This is a genomic window from Streptomyces sp. NPDC050564 (genome assembly GCF_044457265.1).
In the GTDB taxonomy this organism is placed as follows: Bacteria; Actinomycetota; Actinomycetes; order Streptomycetales; family Streptomycetaceae; genus Streptomyces.
Window position 1 is genome coordinate 1 of record NZ_JBITGS010000011.1, and the last position, 15206, is coordinate 15206.

General features: G+C 69.5%; 15 protein-coding genes and 1 pseudogene. 11 read left to right on the top strand and 5 right to left on the bottom strand.

All coding sequences use genetic code 11. From position 1 onward, the window contains the following. Positions 1-378, top strand: a 378-nt coding sequence (locus ACIBK0_RS18700; RefSeq protein WP_399080960.1) for a LuxR C-terminal-related transcriptional regulator, incomplete at its 5' end; no start/stop codon positions are given. 45 nt (positions 379-423) lie between these two features. Here ACIBK0_RS18700 and ACIBK0_RS18705 read toward each other — a convergent pair. Beyond that, positions 424-1548: a GAF domain-containing sensor histidine kinase gene (locus ACIBK0_RS18705; protein WP_399080962.1), complete on the bottom strand. Its 1125-nt coding sequence runs from the start codon at positions 1546-1548 to the stop codon at positions 424-426. Positions 1549-1724: 176 nt separating this feature from the next. Between ACIBK0_RS18705 and ppk2 the strand changes: the two genes are divergently transcribed. Next, complete coding sequence (gene ppk2, locus ACIBK0_RS18710; protein WP_399080964.1) at positions 1725-2576, top strand: polyphosphate kinase 2; 852 nt, start codon at positions 1725-1727, stop codon at positions 2574-2576. Here the strand turns inward: ppk2 and ACIBK0_RS18715 are convergent. After that, entirely contained in the window at positions 2534-2788 is a 255-nt protein-coding gene (locus tag ACIBK0_RS18715) for a universal stress protein (protein WP_399080966.1), read from the bottom strand. The genes ppk2 and ACIBK0_RS18715 overlap by 43 nt on opposite strands. Next, entirely contained in the window at positions 2785-3729 is a 945-nt protein-coding gene (locus ACIBK0_RS18720) for a universal stress protein (protein ID WP_399080968.1), read from the bottom strand. The genes ACIBK0_RS18715 and ACIBK0_RS18720 overlap by 4 nt, the downstream gene beginning before the upstream one ends. 121 nt (positions 3730-3850) lie before the next feature. Here ACIBK0_RS18720 and ACIBK0_RS18725 point away from each other — a divergent pair. The 7 genes and pseudogenes from ACIBK0_RS18725 to ACIBK0_RS18755 form a co-directional block, all read left to right on the top strand. After that, positions 3851-4048: pseudogene (locus tag ACIBK0_RS18725) on the top strand (CBS domain-containing protein); the annotation flags it as partial. A gap of 221 nt (positions 4049-4269) precedes the next feature. Beyond that, a complete protein-coding gene (locus ACIBK0_RS18730) occupies positions 4270-5466 on the top strand; it encodes an exo-beta-N-acetylmuramidase NamZ domain-containing protein (RefSeq protein WP_399080970.1) in 1197 nt (398 codons plus the stop codon). Positions 5467-5530: 64 nt separating this feature from the next. Then, a complete protein-coding gene (locus tag ACIBK0_RS18735) occupies positions 5531-5710 on the top strand; it encodes a hypothetical protein (protein WP_399080972.1) in 180 nt (59 codons plus the stop codon). Further along, positions 5707-6687, top strand: coding sequence for a GNAT family N-acetyltransferase (locus ACIBK0_RS18740; protein ID WP_399080974.1), 981 nt, complete (start codon positions 5707-5709; stop codon positions 6685-6687). Before ACIBK0_RS18735 ends, ACIBK0_RS18740 begins: the two co-directional genes overlap by 4 nt. Then, a complete protein-coding gene (locus tag ACIBK0_RS18745; RefSeq protein WP_399080976.1) occupies positions 6684-8096 on the top strand; it encodes an ABC transporter substrate-binding protein in 1413 nt (470 codons plus the stop codon). The genes ACIBK0_RS18740 and ACIBK0_RS18745 overlap by 4 nt, the downstream gene beginning before the upstream one ends. Continuing rightward, positions 8090-9049 (top strand): carbohydrate ABC transporter permease, encoded by a 960-nt coding sequence (locus ACIBK0_RS18750; protein ID WP_399080978.1) that lies wholly within the window; start codon positions 8090-8092, stop codon positions 9047-9049. The genes ACIBK0_RS18745 and ACIBK0_RS18750 overlap by 7 nt, the downstream gene beginning before the upstream one ends. Continuing rightward, the gene (locus tag ACIBK0_RS18755; protein WP_399080981.1) at positions 9046-9915 is read left to right on the top strand and encodes a carbohydrate ABC transporter permease; all 870 of its coding nucleotides are present in this window, start codon (positions 9046-9048) and stop codon (positions 9913-9915) included. The genes ACIBK0_RS18750 and ACIBK0_RS18755 overlap by 4 nt, the downstream gene beginning before the upstream one ends. Before the next feature lie 165 nt (positions 9916-10080). Here ACIBK0_RS18755 and ACIBK0_RS18760 read toward each other — a convergent pair whose 3' ends face one another. Both ACIBK0_RS18760 and ACIBK0_RS18765 read right to left on the bottom strand, forming a co-directional pair. Beyond that, on the bottom strand, positions 10081-11271 hold the full coding sequence (locus ACIBK0_RS18760; protein ID WP_399080983.1) for a PotD/PotF family extracellular solute-binding protein: 1191 nt from the start codon (positions 11269-11271) through the stop codon (positions 10081-10083). Between the two features lie 398 nt (positions 11272-11669). Continuing rightward, complete coding sequence (locus ACIBK0_RS18765) at positions 11670-13109, bottom strand: gamma-aminobutyraldehyde dehydrogenase (protein WP_399080985.1); 1440 nt, start codon at positions 13107-13109, stop codon at positions 11670-11672. Positions 13110-13297: 188 nt separating this feature from the next. On the opposite strand from ACIBK0_RS18765, the gene ACIBK0_RS18770 reads away from it, so the two are divergent. After that, a complete protein-coding gene (locus ACIBK0_RS18770; RefSeq protein WP_399080988.1) occupies positions 13298-13813 on the top strand; it encodes an Lrp/AsnC family transcriptional regulator in 516 nt (171 codons plus the stop codon). Next, positions 13798-15180, top strand: a complete 1383-nt coding sequence (locus ACIBK0_RS18775) for an aspartate aminotransferase family protein (protein WP_399080990.1) — start codon at positions 13798-13800, stop codon at positions 15178-15180. Before ACIBK0_RS18770 ends, ACIBK0_RS18775 begins: the two co-directional genes overlap by 16 nt. Positions 15181-15206: the final 26 nt, after the last annotated feature.

Below are 15206 nucleotides of genomic sequence, written 5' to 3' on the forward strand. Positions count from 1 at the left end.
GCCTCGGGGTATGTGCTCAAACAGATCAAGGGCTCCGACCTGGTCTCGGCAGTACGCACGGTCGCTTCCGGTCAGTCGATGCTGGACCCCACGACGACCGCCCGGCTGATGCGCTCCCTGCGCGCGGACCCCGCCGAGACACCGGCCGTGGCGCCCGAGCTCGCCAGTCTGTCGCCCCGCGAGCGGGACATCCTCGCGCTGATCGGGGACGGACTCACCAACCGCGAGATCGGCAAGAAGCTCTACTTGTCCGAGAAGACGGTCAAGAACCACATCTCCCGGCTGCTGGCCAAACTGGGCGTCCAGCGCCGCGTCCAGGCTGCGGTACTGGCCAGCCATCTCGAACACTCCGAGGCCACCGACCACCCGACGCGATGAGTCCTCCCGGCCGCGGACCGCGGCCACGTCCGCGGGCTTCGCCGGTCAGCGTCCGGCCACGTCGCCGTCCGAGCTCACGGGAACGCGCCAGACGAGCCGTGTGCCGCCGCCCTCCGGCCGTTCGCCGAGCGTCAGCGTGCCTCCGAGAGTGACGGCACGCTCCTCCAGGTTGTTCAGACCGCTGCGTCGGACGTCACCGGGCACCCCGCAGCCATCGTCCGTCACGGTGAGCGTCAACTCACCGCCGGTGCACTGGAGTCGGACGTCCACGGCTTGTGCTCCGGAGTGCCGGGCGGCATTGCTCAGCGCCTCGCCCAGCACCGCGAGGGCATGATCCGCGACCTCGCCGGGAACGTCGGTCTCGACGAGTCCCTCGATCCGCAGCGCGGGCGGGAACCCGAGCGATGTGGTCGAGGCCTTCACTGCCTCGGACACCCGTCCGCGCAGGCCGCTCCCCTCCCTCGTGCCCGATCCGTGCGCGCGGAGGCCGAAAATCGTGGAACGAATGATCTTGATGGTGTCGTCGAGGTCGTCGACGGTCCGTGCCAGGCGAGCCATGCCCTCGGGATGCTCCATGAAGGGCTGCGCACTCTGCAGGGTCATGCCGGCCGCGAAGAGCCGCTGGATGGCAAGGTCGTGCAGGTCGCGGGCGATGCGGTCCCGGTCCTGGAGCAGCGTGATCTGCTCCGCGTCCCGGCGCCGTTCGGCCAGCTCCAGCGCCAGGGCCGCCTGATCGGCGAAGCCGAGCAGCGGTCCGGTGTCCACGTCGCCGAACGGCCTGCCACCCGGCGCACGGCCCAGCAGGAGCACACCACGCGCCTTGCCGCTGGTGCCGAGGGGCACCGCGACCACGGATCCGAGCCCCGCCCACTGGGTCTCGCCCTCACCCGTGCGGGCATCGCGCCGTATGTCGGTGCTGACCACCGGCTCCGCCGTGTTCAGCGCGGCCCCCAGGAAACCGTCCCGCGCGGACATCACCAGGCCGCCGAGTTCCTCGTAGTCGCCCGGCGCGTCGAAGGGACGCAGGCCGGGAAAGGCGTGGAAGGCCGCCTTCCAGGCGGCGGCGTGCACCCGCGCGGAGTCGGTGATGCCACCGTCGGTGTCGAAGACCACGGCCGCCGTACCCCGCAACGTGCCGGATACACCGTTGCGGCGCCGCTTCTTGCTCATCGGTCGTGCGCCACCGGATCGGATGGGCCGGCGGGTGGACCTGGCCCACGGCAAGGTAGTTGGCGGCCCGACAGTGGGCGTCCAGGGTGCGCAGTTCCGCATCGGTCAGTACGGTGCTGTCCTGGTGTTCGACCTTGGGCATGGTGACTCCGTGGTCATCGGGCGGAGGAGGCGGCATGGCCGGCAAGAAGGCGGCGACATTGCCGCGCGCGGCGTACGAGCGGGAGCTGCTGCGTCTGCAGACCGAGCTGGTGAAGCTTCAGGAATGGGTACGAGCCGAGGGCGCCCGGCTCGTGGTGGTCTTCGAGGGACGGGACGCGGCGGGCAAGGGCGGCACGATCAAACGCGTCTCGGAACATCTCAACCCGCGGATCGCCCGGACGGTGGCGCTGCCCAAGCCGACCGAGCGCGAGCGCACGCAGTGGTACTTCCAGCGGTACGTCGAGCATCTCCCGGCCGCCGGGGAGATCGTGTTGTTCGACCGCAGCTGGTACAACCGCGCAGGGGTCGAGCATGTGATGGGCTTCTGCACCAAGGAGGAGCACCAGCTCTTTCTGCGCCAGTGCCCGATCTTCGAACGCATGCTGGTCGAGGAGGGCATCCTGCTGCGCAAGTACTGGTTCTCGGTGAGCGACGCGGAGCAGCAGAAGCGGTTCCGGCGACGGCTGAAGGATCCGACGCGGCGCTGGAAGCTCTCTCCGATGGACCTGGAGTCGATCACCCGCTGGGAGGCGTACTCCCGGGCGAAGGACGAGATGCTGGTGCACACCGACATCTCGGAGGCCCCGTGGTTCGTCGTCGAGAGCGACGACAAGCGCCGGGCCCGGCTGAACATGATCGCCCATCTGCTCGGCTCCGTTCCCTACGAGGAGGTGCCGCCGCCGGTTCTGGAGCTGCCGCCACGGCCGCCGTCGACCGGCTACGTGCGGCCGTCACGTGATCTGCAGACGTACGTCCCCGATTACGCGGCGGGCCTCTGGACGGCTCATGCCCGTTCCGGTACGACCGCGACCGGGCAGGCGGAGTGATGCAGGACCGGGTGCGCGACCCGGCCGAGTTGACGTCCGATGTGTCCCTCGCGGCGCCGCGCGCCGACGACCAGCAGGTCGGCGCCGGACGAGGCGTCCGGCAGGACCCGGCGGGCGGTACCCTCGGCCGCCCTTCGGCGCAGCTCGACGGCCGGATGCTCGGCTGCGGTAGTGCTCAGCGCCGGTGGGGGATGGGTCTCCTCGGTGATCACTCGTGCGGGACGACGGCGACGGGGGCGCAGGCGTGGTGCAGTACAGCGTGTGTGACGGGCCCGATGTGCGCACCCACGGGCGAACGGCGGACGCGGCGACCGACGACGACCAGGGAGGCCTCGCGGGAGGCATCCACCAGGTGGTGGGCCGCCTTGCCGGACAGCGAGTCCTCGGCGACGTCCACCGCGGGGTACTTCTGCCGCCACGGCCGCACCGCTTCGCTCACCGCGGCGGCTTCCTCCGCGGCGATGTGAGCGTTCATTTCGAGGTCCGGGGGCATGCCGTACGCGATGTAGGGCGGCTCGTTCCAGCCGTGCACAACACGCAGAGACGTACCGCGCAGGAGGGCCGCTTCGAAGGCGAAGCCGATCAATGAGCCGTCGGGGTCCGCGGAGTCGAGTCCCAGCACGACCGGCCGGAAGGGGGCCGCGGCGGACGGGACGCCGGCCGGATCCACCGTGTGCTCGTCGGCGGCCTGCTCCCCGGCACGCACGAGGACGACGGGGCGCTCGGCGTGTGCCACGACGGCCAGGCCGACGGAGCCGACCATGAAACCGCCCGCTCCGCTCATTCCGCGGGAGCCGAGAACCAGCAGCTCGGCGTCCTTCGCGGCGCACGGCAGCACCTCTGCGGGCCGCCCCGAGAGTTGCTCCATGACTACTTCGACCCCTGGGTGGCGCATCCGGATTCCGTCGGCCGCTTCGCGAGGGATCCTCCCCCAGCCTTCGGCCGGGGGTGCCCCCATCTCGCTTCGCTCGCTCCAGTGCTGCTGCGTCTCGGCTCCGAGGAGCGGCGCCTGCGCCATGGGCTCCGGTAGGGGCTCCCAGACATGGACCACCTTCAACGGCAGTCCGCGGAGCTTCGCCTCACGGGCCGCCCATTCGGCAGCGGCCCGGCTCTCGGGCGAGCCGTCGAGACCTACGGTGACGGTTCGGAGCATGGTCTCCACCTCCTGAATCGGGGAATCCGATTCCAGCGTCGTGCCGTGGGGGCTCGTGGTGCAGGGGCCGCAGGTCCCCGGAGGAGGCCGATCGGCCCAACGGACCCGCGACGGGCGCGGGAGGGCGGAACCCTTGCGCCGCCTGTCCGACCTCGCCAAGGCGGGGGCGGTGACCGCCACGGAGCTGATGTCGTCCCCGGCCGTCACGGTGCACGGCGACTCCACCCTTGCCCAGGCCGCGCGCATCATGGCCCAACGCCAGGTCAAGCGGCTGCCGGTCATCGACAACGAAGGCATGCTCATGGGCTGTCCGGCTCGACGTGCTCCCCGCCGTTCGAGCCCAGGGTGAGGGGCACCGCCGGCAGCTTCCGCTTGGAGGCGTGCCGGCGCTCTTCTCGCCGCCGCGCCGCTCCGGCCGCCGCGAGCGATCCCGCGGCCGCCTTCGGCATGAACTGGTGGTGAGTAATTGCATAATTCTCGGACATACCAGTAAATTTCCAGCTGCCGCTTCGAGATGTCACCGGCAGACGGGGGCAAAGGATGAGAACGGACGACCGCGTCGCGGTGACGACCGGGATCGCACGACTGCACGCGTCGCCCGGACTCGCCGGGCCCGGCCGGCTCGGGCTGGTGACCAACCACACCGGCGTCCTCCCCGACCTGCGCCCGGCCGCGCCCGCGCTGCTCGAGGCGGGCGCGCGGCTGGTCGCCCTGTTCGGGCCCGAGCACGGGCTGCACGGGACCGAACAGGCCGGCGAGAGCGAGGCCGCTCAGGCGGACCCCACCACCGGCCTGCCGGTCCACGACACATACCGGTGCAGTGGCAAGCGCCTCGACAAACTGCTGCTCGGCAGCGGCGTCGACGCCCTGGTGTTCGACCTGCAGGACATCGGGGCCAGGTTCTACACCTACGTGTGGACCATGTTCGATCTGATGGTCGCCGCGGCCCGCACGGGCGTACGGTTCGTGGTCGCGGACCGGCCGAATCCCCTGGGTGGACTCGTCAGCGAGGGCCCACTGCTCGACCCGGCGTGGGCCAGCTTCATCGGGCGCGCCCCGATACCCGTCCGGCACGGCCTCACCTGCGGCGAACTCGCCCGGCATCTCAATGCCTCGGTCGTTCCCCAAGTGGCGGGCAATTCAGCAAACTTGACGATGGTCGAGGCTGTCGGCTGGCAGCGCGCCATGGACGCGAACGCCACCGGCCTGCCGTGGGTCGCGCCCTCGCCGAACATGCCGACGCCCGCCACTGCCACCGTCTACCCCGGCACCTGCCTGTTCGAGGGGACGAATCTCTCGGAGGGCCGTGGTACGACGCAGCCCTTCGAGATCGTCGGGGCCCCGTACATCGACGCGCGGTTCGCGCCCTCACTCGCCGAACTCGCCCTGCCCGGAGTGCACTTCCGTGATCTGCGGTACGTACCGACCTTCCACAAACACGCCGGACGGCCGCTGCGCGGGGTCCAGCTCCACATCACCGACCGCGAGGTGTTCGCTCCCGTACGTACAGCCGTCGCGATGCTCGCCACGCTACGGCGGCTGTACCCGGACGACTTCGCCTGGCTCACCGCGGACCGCGGCGCGGAGCGGACCGGCCACCGTCACTTCATCGACCTGCTGTGGGGGTCCGACCGGTTGCGGCGCACCGTCGACGCGGACGAAGACCCGCTGCCGCTGTGCGATCCGCCGGCGCCGCCCGCCCGATGGGCCGGCGACGACGTGCTGCTCTACCCCTGAGATCTTCTGCCCCGACGCCGCGCACAGCGCCGTCGCCTACGCCGCGGACGCCGTCCTCACCACGGTGCTGCGCGAAGGGGGACTGCGCTCGGGCGAGATGGCCGGTCGCATCGCCCGACTCGCCCTCGTCGACTGCGTCCCGACCGCCGTGGCACAGCGCACCCCGCACCAGACCGAGGCAGCGCTGCGGGCGACGTTCGACGCCGTCCGCGGCCTGCGGATGGAAGGACAACCCCGTCGATGACCGATCGCACGACGAAATCCCGGGCCGAGACGCGTGGCTTTCGCGCGGGCGACGGCCCGCGGTTGGTGGAGGCGTGGCGCCGTAGTGCGCCGGCCGACTCCATCACCCCGGACCGCTTCCGCTCCCTGGTCCTGCTCGACGCCAACTTCGATCCCGAGGGGCTTCGGGTCGCCGTCGACGGCGACCGTGTCGTCGGCGCCGCCTACGCGGTACGCCGTCTGACGCCGATGACCGGCACCGACCTGGAGCCGGAGCAGGGGTGGATCCCGTTCTTCTTCGTCGACCCGGCCACCCGCGGGCGCGGCCTCGGCCGCCGGCTGCTGACCGAGACCCTCGACTGGCTGCACAGCCACGGCCGCACCCGGGTGGACTTCTCCTCGTACACCCCGAACTACGTCCTCCCCGGCCTGGACGCCAAGGCGTACCCGGAAGCGGCCCGGCTCCTGGAGTCCCTGGGCTTTCGCACTCTGTACGAGGCGGCGGCGATGGACCGCGGCCTGGTCGGCTATCGCATCCCGGAGGAGGTCGCGCGCCGCTCGGCCGAACTGACGGCGCGGGGCTACCGATTCGCCACCCCGTGCGACGACGACCTGGTGGACCTGTTCGCGCTCGCCGGGAACCACTTCGGCCCGGACTGGGCGTGCACGATCCGGGACTGTCTGGCCGCTGGCACGCCGCTCGACCGGATCGTCGTGGCCCGGGACCCTTCGGGCCGCCTGGTCGGCTGGGCGATGCACGGCGCGTTCGATTCGGTGGACGAGCGGTTCGGTCCGTTCGGCGTGCTGGAGGAGATGCGCGGTACAGGACTCGGCCACGTCCTGCTCCACCTGGTCCTGGAGCGGATGCGGGCGCGCCGTGCGCACTCCGCGTGGTTCCTGTGGACCAGCGAGCAGTCCTCGGCGGGCCACCTGTACCGCAAGACCGGTTTCACCACGACCCGGGTGTTCCGCGTGATGCGCCGGGAGGCCGCCCGATGACGCCGTCACGCCGCATGGGTGGTCTGAGCCCCGGTCAGCCATCCTGCCGCGCCAGCGACCTGAGTCCCGGTCAGCCACCGTGCCGCACCCTCGGCCTGAGCCGCCGTCACTTCGCGCTCGCGCTCCCCTCGGCCCTGCTCGCCTCCGGCTGCGCCGCGCCGCACCAGGGCACCGGGCGGCCCGGGGATCCGATCGTCCTCACCCTGCTCTCCCACTACGCGAGCGGGGAGCTCAAGGAGGCCCTGCAGGGCCCGGTCGACGAGTGGAACGCCCTGCACGACCGGGTCAAGGTACGGACGACGGCCGTCGAGTTCACGGACCTGCTGACCACGTTCATGGTCCGGCAGGCCGCGGGCCAGGGCGCCGACATCATCCACCCGTACTGCCTGTGGAACGGCCAGCTCGTCCGGGCAGGCGTCCTGCGGCCCGCCCCGTCCGAGCACGCCGAGGAGATCACACGCGGCTTCGGCGGGGCCGCGGTCGGCGCCTCGTCGGTGGGGGGCAAGATCTACGGCTACCCCACCGAGGTGCAGACGTACGCCCTTTACTACAACAAGCGGCTGTTGCGCGAGGCAGGCATCGACGGCCCTCCGCGCACCTGGCGGGAGCTGGAGGAGACGGCCTACCGCACCGCCGAGCGGGACCGGTACGGCAACACGCTGGTCCAGGGATTCGGGCTGTCGACCTACGACGACTCCACCACCGTCGGCCAGACGCTCGCCCTGCTCAACGCCGCCGGCGGAAGGTTCGTCTCCGCGGACGGCAGGAGCACCGCCATCGACTCGCCTGCCGGCCGGGCCGTGTTCGACCTGGAACACCGCCTCGTCGTCAAAGGCGCGAGCGCGCCCGGCGTCAACGTCTACAAGGCGTTCCAGTCCGGGCAGGTGGCCATGGTGGTCAGCGCCGGCTGGTGGACCGGGAGCCTGAAGGCCCAGATGGGCAAGGACTACCGCGATGTCGGCGTCGCGCCGCTGCCCGTTCCCGAGGCGCAGGACGAGCGCGCCACGCTCTCCACCGGCTTCATGCTGGGGGTCAACACGGCCAGTGAGCACCCCCGCGAGGCCTGGGAGTTCCTGCGCTGGCTCAACACCGAGAAGGTGGGCGTGAAGAGCGCCGAGAAGGGCGCGACAGCGACCCGGATGAGCTCCCTGCAGGTGTCGGTCGGCTCCCTGACCGGCCGCGCCGACGACATGCGGACGCTCCTCGGCCAGGGCAGTGATCCGAACATGCGCCCGTTCCTGGACGCGCTGGCGTACGCGGTGCCGGAGCCGAATGTGCCGGGCGCGCAGCAGGCCAAGTCGCTGCTGCGCAAGAACATCGAGGCGTTGTGGACCGGTCAGCAGTCGGTCGACGAGGCACTGCGCGCCACCCGTCGTCAGGTCGATCAGGAGGTGTCGCGCTCATGGTGAACGTCCTGGCGCCGGAGACGACCGAGCGGGCGCACAGCCCGCGGTCGGCCGCGTCCGCGGTCGACGGCCGCGTCCGGACCCGGCGCCGCCAGGCCGTCGTCGCCTATCTCTTCCTGGCGCCGACGCTGCTGTTCTTCGCGGTCTTCCTGATCCTGCCGCTCGGCTTCGCGCTGCTGCTGTCGATGTCCCGCTGGGCGGGGTTCGACCTCGGCGACATCGATCCGGTCGGCCTGGAGAACTTCACCGGCCTCTTCGCGGAGGGATCGACGTTCCTGGCGCCGATCCTCACCAATACGCTGCTGTTCGCCCTGGGCACCGTGGCCCTCGCCCTCGCCGGCTCCCTGGTGGTCGCCACCTGCATCGACAACCTGCGGTTCCAGGGGCTGTGGCGCACCCTGTACTTCCTGCCGATCGTCACGACCGTCGTCGCCGTCGGCAACGTATGGAAGTACATGTACGAGCCGGGCGGCCTGGTCAACGGCGTCCTCAACGCCCTCGGGCTCGGCTCGGTGGCGTTTCTCCAGGACCCGGACACCGCGCTGCCCTCGGTCGTGGTCGTACAGGCCTGGGCCTCGGTCGGCTCGGCGATCCTCATCCTGACCGCCGGGCTGAAGTCCATTCCCCAGTCGTACTACGAGGCCGCCGCGCTCGACGGCGCCGGCCCCGTCACCGTCTTCTGGAAGATCACACTGCCGCTGCTGCGGCCGTCCCTGCTGTTCGTGTGCATCACCCAGTTCCTCACCGGCCTGCAGTCGTTCGCACTGATCATCGTGATGACCAAGGGCGGGCCGGGTGACGCGACCAATGTGGCCGCGCTGGAGATGTACCGGCAGGCCTTCTCGTACGGCGACTGGGGCACTGCGAGCGCCGCCGCCTTCGTGCTGTTCGTGGTGGTCCTCGCGGTCACCCTGGTGCAGTTGTGGATCTTCCGGCGCAAAGGGGAGGACGCATGATCCGCCGCCGTTTCCCGTGGTTCTCGTATCTGCTGGTCGTGACCGGTGCCGTGCTCACGGTGGTGCCGTTCCTCGACATGGTGATGACGTCCTTCAAGGGGCCCGGCGAGTCCGGCACGCTGCCGTACCGGTTTCTGCCCAAGGCGCTCGACCTGTCCAACTACCGGGCGGCGATCGACCAGCTCGATCTGCCGGTGCTCTTCCGCAACAGCGTCACCGCCACCGCCCTGATCACCGGATCGGTGCTGCTCACGTCGTCACTCGCCGGCTATGCGCTCGCCAAACTCCGCTTCCCCGGCCGGAACTTCATCTTCCGCCTCGTGCTGTCGACGATGATGTTCCCCCCGTTCCTCTTCTTCATCCCGCACTTCCTGATCCTCGTGCACTGGCCGCTGGCGGGCGGCAACGACCTGTTCGGGCGCGGCGGCGCGGGCCTGACCGTCAGCATCGCGGCGCTCGCCATGCCGTTCCTCGTCAACGGCTTCGGGATCTTCCTGATGCGCCAGTTCATGGTCTCGATCCCGGACGAGGTCCTCGAGGCCGCGCGCATCGACGGGGCCGGTGAGTTCGCCGTGTGGTGGCGGATCGTGGTGCCGCAGACCAAGCCGGTGCTGGTGACGCTCGGGCTGCTGACCTTCGTCGACGCCTGGAACGAGTACATCTGGGCGCTGCTCGTCTCGACCGCCGACCCGGACGTGATGACCCTGCCCGTCGGCATCCAGCTCCTGCAGGACTACGTCGACCCGACCCGCACGATGCCCATCGTCATGGCGGGCCTCGTCCTGAGCATCCTGCCGGTGCTGATCCTCTTCCTGCTGCTGCAGAAGCACTACATCCGCGGCGTCATGCTCAGCGGCCTCAAGTAGGAGTGAATCCGTGACCGGCGCGAAAAACGAAGACGATCCTCGCCCTCGGCGGCCGCATCGGCGGCATGGACCTCACCGCAGGCCCCCTGCCGGCCGAGCACATCTCCGGCTTGACATCTTGAGTGCCGACCAGAAGTCCTCGTCACACACATCACGACAGGACTGTCAGAGCCCCGCGATCGCGTTCCAGCGCTTCGCGAACTCCGTGCGTTCGCCGGACGTGATGTCGCGGGCGATCGCGAGGCGCTTCCGCATGGTGGCGTCGGGGAAGATCAGCGGGTCCTCGGCGAGGGCGGCGGTGTCCTTGTCCTTGGAGGAGGCGAGGACGTCCTGCGCCGCGGGGACGGGGCAGACGTAGTTGACCCAGGCGGCCAGCTCGGCGGCGACCTCCGGCTCGTAGTAGTAGTCGATGAGCTTCTCCGCGTTGGCCTTGTGGCGGGCCAGGTTGGGGATCATCAGCGACTCGGCCCACAGCTCGGCGCCCTCCTCGGGGACGACGAAGCGGATGTCGGGGTCGTCGGCCTGGAGCTGGATCACGTCGCCGGAGTACGCCTGGCAGGCCAGGACATCGCCACTGGAGAGGTCCTTGATGTAGTCGTTGCCGGTGAAGCGCCGGACTTGGCCGCTGCGGACATGCTTCTCGACCTGGTCGCAGACCTGGTCGAAGTCGTCCGCCGTCCACTTGGTGATGTCGACGCCGTTGCCCTGCATCAGCAACGCGAACACCTCGTCCAGGCCGGAGAGAAGGGTGACCCTGCCCTTGAGGTCGTCGGCCCACAGGTCGGACACGTGCTTGATCTCGCGGCCGACCTTGCGGCGGTTGTACGCGATACCGGTGATGCCCGACTGCCACGGCACGGAGGATTTGCGTCCCGGGTCGAAAGCGGGCGAACGCAGCAGCGGGTCAAGGTACTTGGTGACGTTGGGCTGCCTGGCCCGGTCCATCTCCTGGACCCAGCCGAGGCGGACGAAGCGCGCACACATCCAGTCGCTGATGACGATCAGATCGCGACCCGTCCGCTGATGGTTCATCAGGGACGGGCTGATCTTCCCGAAGAACTCGTCGTTGTCATTGATCTCCTCGACGTAGTCGACGGAGATCCCGGTGCGCTTCTCGAAGGCCTCCAGGGTGGGCCGCTTCGTGGTGTCGTTGTCGTCGGTGTCGATGTACAGCGGCCAGTTCGCCCATGTCAGCCGCTTGTCGCGGGCGGAGAGATCGGCCCCGGCCCGGTCGCCGGGTGACACATAGGCGGCGGGCACCCCGCATCCGGCCAGGGCGCCGAGCACGGCACCACCGCCGAGGGCGCGCAGCAGGGACCGGCGGGACAGGGGTGAGGTCTTCCGATTCACTGGCACCCGGGCAGCATGCCGTCACCGCCCGTGGCCGGACAATGGACGCTGCGTCGACCGGTCGCCCCCCGACCCGACACCCTGTCGATCAGTCGGCAGAGGTCCGATCAGGCCGTACGGCGCCCCGTGGCGACCGGTGGCGCATGAGTCGGCACTAGGGAGCGTGACCTTCACACTCAGCCCACCCTCCGCGAGGGGCCACGCCTCGACCCTGCCACGGTGTGCGACGGTGACGGCCGGGCAGTCACGGTCGGCGCGTCGGCAGCCACGGCGTCCGGCCCGTCGACGGTGACGTCCGCGGCGCCCGTGTCGTCCAAGCACCCCGAGCCGCCTACCTGAACGGAAACCGCGGCCCCGGACGGGTTCAACTCCCGTCCGGGGCCGCGCGATTCACGTCGTACGGACTAGGCGTCCAGCGACGTCATCACGTGCTTGATGCGCGTGTAGTCGTCGAAGCCGTACGCCGACAGGTCCTTGCCGTAGCCGGACTTCTTGAAGCCGCCGTGCGGCATCTCGGCGACCAGCGGGATGTGGGTGTTGATCCACACGCAGCCGAAGTCGAGCGACTTCGACAGGCGCATCGCGCGGCCGTGGTCCTTGGTCCACACCGAGGAGGCGAGGGCGTAGTCGACGCCGTTGGCCCACTCGATGGCCTGGGCCTCGTCCGAGAAGGACTGGACGGTGATGACCGGGCCGAAGACCTCGTTCTGGATGATCTCGTCGTCCTGCTTGAGGCCCGAGACGACGGTCGGGGCGTAGAAGTAGCCCTTCTCGCCGACCTGGTGGCCACCGGCCTCGACCTTGGCGTGGGCGGGCAGCCGCTCGATGAAGCCGGTGACCTGCTTGAGCTGGTTCGGGTTGTTGAGGGGCCCGTAAAGGACATCCTCGTCGTCCGGCCGGCCCGTCTTCGTCTCGGCGGCGGCCTTGGCGAGCGCGGCGACGAACTCGTCGTGGATGGACTCCTGGACGAGGACGCGGGTGGCGGCCGTACAGTCCTGGCCGGCGTTGAAGAAGCCCGCCACCGAGATGTCCTCGACGGCCTTGGCGATGTCGGTGTCCTCGAAGACGACCACCGGGGCCTTGCCGCCCAGCTCCAGGTGGACGCGCTTGACGTCCTTGGCGGCGCTCTCGGCGACCGACATACCGGCGCGCACGGAGCCGGTGATCGACGCCATCGCCGGGGTCGGGTGCTCGACCATGGCGCGGCCGGTGTCGCGGTCACCGCAGATGACGTTGAAGACGCCCTTGGGGAGGATGCCGCCGATGATGTCGGCGATCAGGACGGTGGAGGCGGGCGTCGTGTCCGAGGGCTTGAGGACGACCGTGTTGCCCGCCGCGAGCGCGGGGGCGAACTTCCATACGGCCATCATCATCGGGTAGTTCCACGGCGCGACCTGGGCGCAGACGCCGATCGGCTCGCGGCGGATGATCGAGGTCATGCCCTCCATGTACTCGCCGGCCGAGCGGCCCTCGAGCATGCGCGCGGCACCCGCGAAGAAGCGGATCTGGTCCACCATCGGCGGGATTTCCTCGGAGCGGGTCAGCCCGATCGGCTTGCCGGTGTTCTCCACCTCGGCCGCGATGAGCTCCTCGGCCCGCTCCTCGAACGCGTCCGCAATCTTCAGGAGAGCCTTCTGGCGCTCGGCCGGGGTCTGGTCGCGCCAGGCCGGGAAGGCCGCGGCGGCGGCCGCCATCGCGGCGTCGACGTCCGCCTGTCCGGAGAGCGGCGCGGTCGCGTACGCCTCGCCGGTCGCGGGGTTGACCACATCCGTGGTCCGTCCATCGGCGGCATCGCGGAACTCTCCGTCGATGTAATTGCGCAGACGACGCAGCTCGGTGCTCACTGCCCGGCCCTCCTGTCGGATGTCCAACGACTCAGGTGTCCACTACCTGAGATGCCTGAGACCCCACCCTAATCCGTGCGCCGACGTTTTCAACACCCCCGGTCGCCCCAGAACTGCGAAATCCGCAAGACACGTCCTCGTAAACAACGAATTTCATCGCCGTGGCCTTGCGGAACTGTCGAGACGTCGTGCACAGTGAGCTCGTGGCCAGTCGAAGCGCAGACCCCAGGGACTCCCGCGAGTCCAGGAACGGCAGTCCCCAGCTGGACGCCGTCTCCCTCGCCATCATCGAGCAGCTGCAGCAGGACGGACGCCGCCCGTACGCCGCGATCGGCAAGGCCGTCGGCCTCTCCGAGGCGGCCGTGCGCCAGCGCGTCCAGAAGCTGCTCGACCAGGGCGTGATGCAGATCGTCGCCGTCACGGACCCACTCACCGTGGGTTTCCGCAGGCAGGCGATGGTGGGCATCAATGTCGAGGGCGACCTCGACCCGGTGGCCGAAGCGCTGACTGCCATGTCGGAAGTCGAGTACGTGGTGATGACCGCGGGCTCGTTCGACATCCTCGCCGAGATCGTCTGCGAGGACGACGACCACCTGCTGGACGTCATCAACAAACGCATCCGGGCCCTGCCCGGGGTGCGCTCCACCGAGAGCTTCGTCTATCTGAAGCTCAAGAAGCAGACCTACATGTGGGGAACCCGATAGCCGTGAGCACCAAGGACCTCAGCAAGACCGCGTACGACCACTTGTGGATGCACTTCACCCGCATGTCCTCGTACGAGAACGCGCCCGTTCCCACCATCGTCCGTGGTGAGGGCACCTACATCTACGACGACAAGGGCAAGAAGTACCTTGACGGTCTCGCGGGCCTGTTCGTGGTCCAGGCCGGCCACGGCCGCACCGAGCTGGCCGAGACCGCCTTCAAGCAGGCGCAGGAGCTGGCCTTCTTCCCTGTGTGGTCCTACGCCCACCCGAAGGCCGTCGAGCTGGCGGAGCGCCTCGCGCACCACGCCCCCGGCGACCTGAACAAGGTCTTCTTCACCACCGGTGGCGGCGAGGCCGTCGAGACCGCGTGGAAGCTCGCGAAGCAGTACCACAAGCTCACCGGCAACCACACGAAGTACAAGGTCATCTCGCGTGCGGTCGCCTACCACGGCACCCCGCAGGGCGCCCTGTCCATCACCGGCCTGCCGGCCCTGAAGGCCCCCTTCGAGCCGCTGGTCCCGGGCGCGCACAAGGTGCCGAACACGAACATCTACCGCGCCCCGATCCACGGCGACGACCCGGAGGCCTTCGGCCGCTGGGCCGCCGACCAGATCGAGCAGGAGATCCTCTTCGAGGGCCCGGAGACCGTCGCCGCCGTCTTCCTGGAGCCCGTGCAGAACGCCGGTGGCTGCTTCCCGCCGCCGCCCGGCTACTTCCAGCGCGTGCGCGAGATCTGCGACCAGTACGACGTGCTGCTCGTCTCCGACGAGGTCATCTGCGCCTTCGGCCGCCTCGGCACGATGTTCGCGTGCGACAAGTTCGGCTACATCCCGGACATCATCACCTGCGCCAAGGGCATGACCTCGGGCTACTCCCCGATCGGTGCCGCCATCGTCTCGGACCGCATCGCCGAGCCGTTCTACAAGGGTGACAACACCTTCCTGCACGGCTACACCTTCGGCGGCCACCCGGTCTCCGCGGCCGTGGCGCTCACCAACCTCGACATCTTCGAGCGCGAGGGCCTCAACCAGCACGTCCTGGACAACGAGGCGAACTTCCTCCAGACGCTCCAGAAGCTGCACGACCTGCCGATCGTCGGTGACGTCCGCGGCAACGGCTTCTTCTACGGCATCGAGCTGGTGAAGGACAAGGCCACCAAGGAGACCTTCACGGACGAGGAGTCGGAGCGCGTGCTCTACGGCTTCGTCTCCAAGAAGCTCTTCGAGTACGGCCTCTACTGCCGCGCCGACGACCGCGGTGACCCGGTCATCCAGCTGTCGCCGCCGCTGATCTCCGACCAGTCGACCTTCGACGAGATCGAGGGAATCATCCGTCAGGTGCTGACGGAGGCGTGGACGAAGCTGTAGTCCGTTCCAGGAAGCTCCGGCCCTCC